2 protein-coding genes and 1 pseudogene are annotated in these 2,912 nt (G+C 43.3%); all 3 read right to left on the bottom strand.

The window, feature by feature from the left end; all coding sequences use genetic code 11:
• A partial coding sequence (locus tag G3569_RS18505) for a hypothetical protein (RefSeq protein WP_205720284.1) occupies nucleotides 1-229 on the bottom strand: 229 nt, incomplete at its 3' end.
• Nucleotides 230-318: 89 nt separating this feature from the next.
• Nucleotides 319-1,674, bottom strand: coding sequence for a beta-barrel domain-containing protein (locus tag G3569_RS18060; protein WP_165271486.1), 1,356 nt, complete (start codon nucleotides 1,672-1,674; stop codon nucleotides 319-321).
• Nucleotides 1,675-1,681: 7 nt separating this feature from the next.
• Nucleotides 1,682-2,912, bottom strand: a pseudogene (locus G3569_RS18665) (peptidase domain-containing ABC transporter); the annotation flags it as partial.

The following is a 2,912-nucleotide window of genomic DNA, read 5'->3' as shown; positions in this document are numbered from 1 at the left end:
TAACTGGGTGTCCACCAAAATGTAGCAAGTTCAGTTCCATACAGTATCCAGCTTGCTTATAACACATTCTGTTACAGTATGCCCGGTTGTCATCATCAGGTTCAAAAGCATCAATACAAGCTTCATGACACTGACCTTGAAAATCAAGACATCCTATGGCACAATCATTCGCTCTACCTGCTTTTATACTTTTCATTTCTTCTCGACTTAATGTTCTTACTAGTTCCATAATGAATATATGTTTATTTGTGTTTTATATAATATCTATTTAAAAATGAGCAGGTACAGATAAACCTGCTTTTCTTTTGCAAGCAACTCTTAACGTAGTTCTTTGGTAAGGTTGTTATATATGCGCTCGATAAATCGCATATCCTGGGTAATGATTTCTGCGCGTCCCTGCATCCCGTCAGTGGGATTCAACTGCCGGTCATAATTGGTAGTGAAACCGTTGGGAAAGGTCACTTTAGCCACAAACAAACTGTCCCTTACCGGAAATTCAGAAAGGTAATCAACTTTAGCTGTTACCGAACCAAACTCTCTGGATGGAAAACCACTAAACCGGACCAGCACTTCTTGTCCCTCTTGAATCCTACCATATGACCGCTGCGAAACCGCTAGCTCTCCAAAAAACTGGGTATTCTCAGGTTGCACGTATGCTATGCGCTCCCCGCTTTTAATGGTCTGATCCTCCTGGAACACCCCGGCATAGACCAGCTTACCGCTAACCGGTGCCCGAAGCAGGTATTTATGTTTCCATTCTTTTATGGCACTCTGTAATGTATTTAACGCCTGACGAAAATCAGCTTTCTGCCGATCCAGCTGTTTATTTAGTTCTATCAGCTGCTTCTTTTTTCCAATCAGTGAAGCACGGTTGTTAATAATAGATGTTTCTGTTTGTAGCAAGGGTAGCTGGCTGCCTGCCATTTTACTTTTCGCCGTAGCAAGCTCGAGGGGTGCCGACAACTCTTTTTCTCTCAGCTTTTTTTGAATATTATATTTCTTTTCGGCCAGTTCCCGGTCAACTTTTTTAACCTCTTTCTGCTTTTTCAGACTTTCTAAAAGTTGGTTGTTATATGCAATCTCCTGTTTTAACATAGCTCGTTTTTGGCGGTACAATCCCCCGGGCAGAAAGGTGACAAATTCATTATACACCTGGTAAAACGACTGGTACTGACTTTGCAGCTCCCCCAGATTAGAAAACTGATCCATCTCCAGCACCTGGATCTTGTCATATTCTTCTTCATCAAACCAGCGGTACATCTTGTCAATCCTTGCAGACAAATCCAGTATTTCCCGGTGATCTGCGGTACTTTCCATCCAGGCTATAATTACCCCTTCTTCAACATTAGCCCCATTTTCCGATAACAAATTGACCAGCTTGCCATTTACCTTGCTTTCCATCGGCTTAGGAGCATTAATAGCGGTTACCTTCAGTGGGGCTTCAATGACTTCAGGATATTTAATAACTGCTGCTACCAAAAATATCATTGCAAACACTCCTAAAAAAGCAGCGATCCCGCCGCGAACGAGCCAATGGGGCGGTCGTCCTATTATTTCTTGTACTGCATTACTACGTACCTCAAGCTCATTAGTGGTATTATTCTGCTCGGGCTGAGGTTCAGCCAATGTTGCTTCTTCTTTGCCAATACCGTTTTGTGAAGGATGTTCTTCCATGATTATATCAATTTCCCAGTTCCAGCTGATTTTTCACCAACTTAAAATAGTCTCCTTCCAAGTCCGTGAGTTCCTGATGGGTGCCCTGCTCTACAATTTCCCCATTACTGAGCACGACGATATTATCTGCATTCTTTACCGTACTCAGCCGATGGGCCACCACTACCACTGTACGCTGCTCAAAAAAGGCTTCCAGGCTTTCCATAATCGCTCGCTCGTTGTTAGCATCCAGCGAGTTGGTGGCTTCATCAAAAAAGATAAACTCCGGATCCTTATAGACTGCCCGGGCAATTAAAATGCGCTGTTTTTGTCCCATACTAATACTATTGCCTTCTGACCCAATCTTGGTATTAAAACCGAGCGGCAACGATTCTATAAATGATTGAATATTTGCCACCTGAACAGCATGCTGCATCTTTTGCATATCCGGGTGCTCCTCTCCTACCGCAATGTTTGCAGCAATACTATCAGAGAAAATAAAACCGTCCTGCATCACCACTCCACAATGCGACCGCCAGCTTCGGTGCCCCATATTTGAAAGATTTAAACTACCCAAATGAATACTTCCGTTGTCCAGTTTGTAGAATTTAAGCAGTAGCTTCAACAAGGTTGTTTTACCGCTGCCGCTCATTCCCACTATGGCTGTCGTTTTACCTTCAGGGATACGCATATTAATATTCTTCAATACCTGTTCATTTCCTGCCCCGGGATATGAAAAACTCACATTTTTAATTTCAATATCGCGCTGCTCGGGCAGGGTATAAATGAAACTTTTATCTTCCGGTTCTTCATCTTCCTGTTGGTGGATTTCATTCAGGCGTTCAAGGCTTAAGTGGGCATCCTGGGCCGAACGTACAAAAGTAATGAGCTGCTCGATAGGACCATTGAGCTGACCAATAATATACTGCACCGCCATCATTGCCCCCCAGCGTAAGCTGGCCATTGACTACCGCTACCGCAGCAATAAAAGTGATCCCGATATTTTTGCCTTCATTAATAAAAAAGGCCCCCGCCTGTTGGTACTGGTTGAGCGAAAGATTACTGACCTTATACTTAAACAATCGAGCCTGCAAGCGTTCCCACTCCCACCGTTTCTGCTTTTCGCAGGTATTCAGCTTAATTTCCTGCATACCTTCAACGAGCTGGATCACCTTGCTTTGGTCACTTGATGAAATACCAAATCGGCGATAATCCAACTCTCTCCGCTTTTTAAGAAAGAGCATCACCCAAATTACATA

It is taken from the genome of Fodinibius halophilus, from assembly GCF_011059105.1.
GTDB classification, from domain to species: Bacteria; Bacteroidota; Rhodothermia; order Balneolales; family Balneolaceae; genus Fodinibius; species Fodinibius halophilus.
The sequence above is the reverse complement of the archived record's forward strand: the minus strand, read 5'-3'. Positions and strand labels throughout refer to the sequence as shown.

Excerpts from the sequence above, each read along its gene's own strand:
- G3569_RS18060 (WP_165271486.1), bottom strand. The coding sequence starts at position 1,674 with ATGGAAGAACATCCTTCACAAAACGGTATTGGCAAAGAAGAAGCAACA.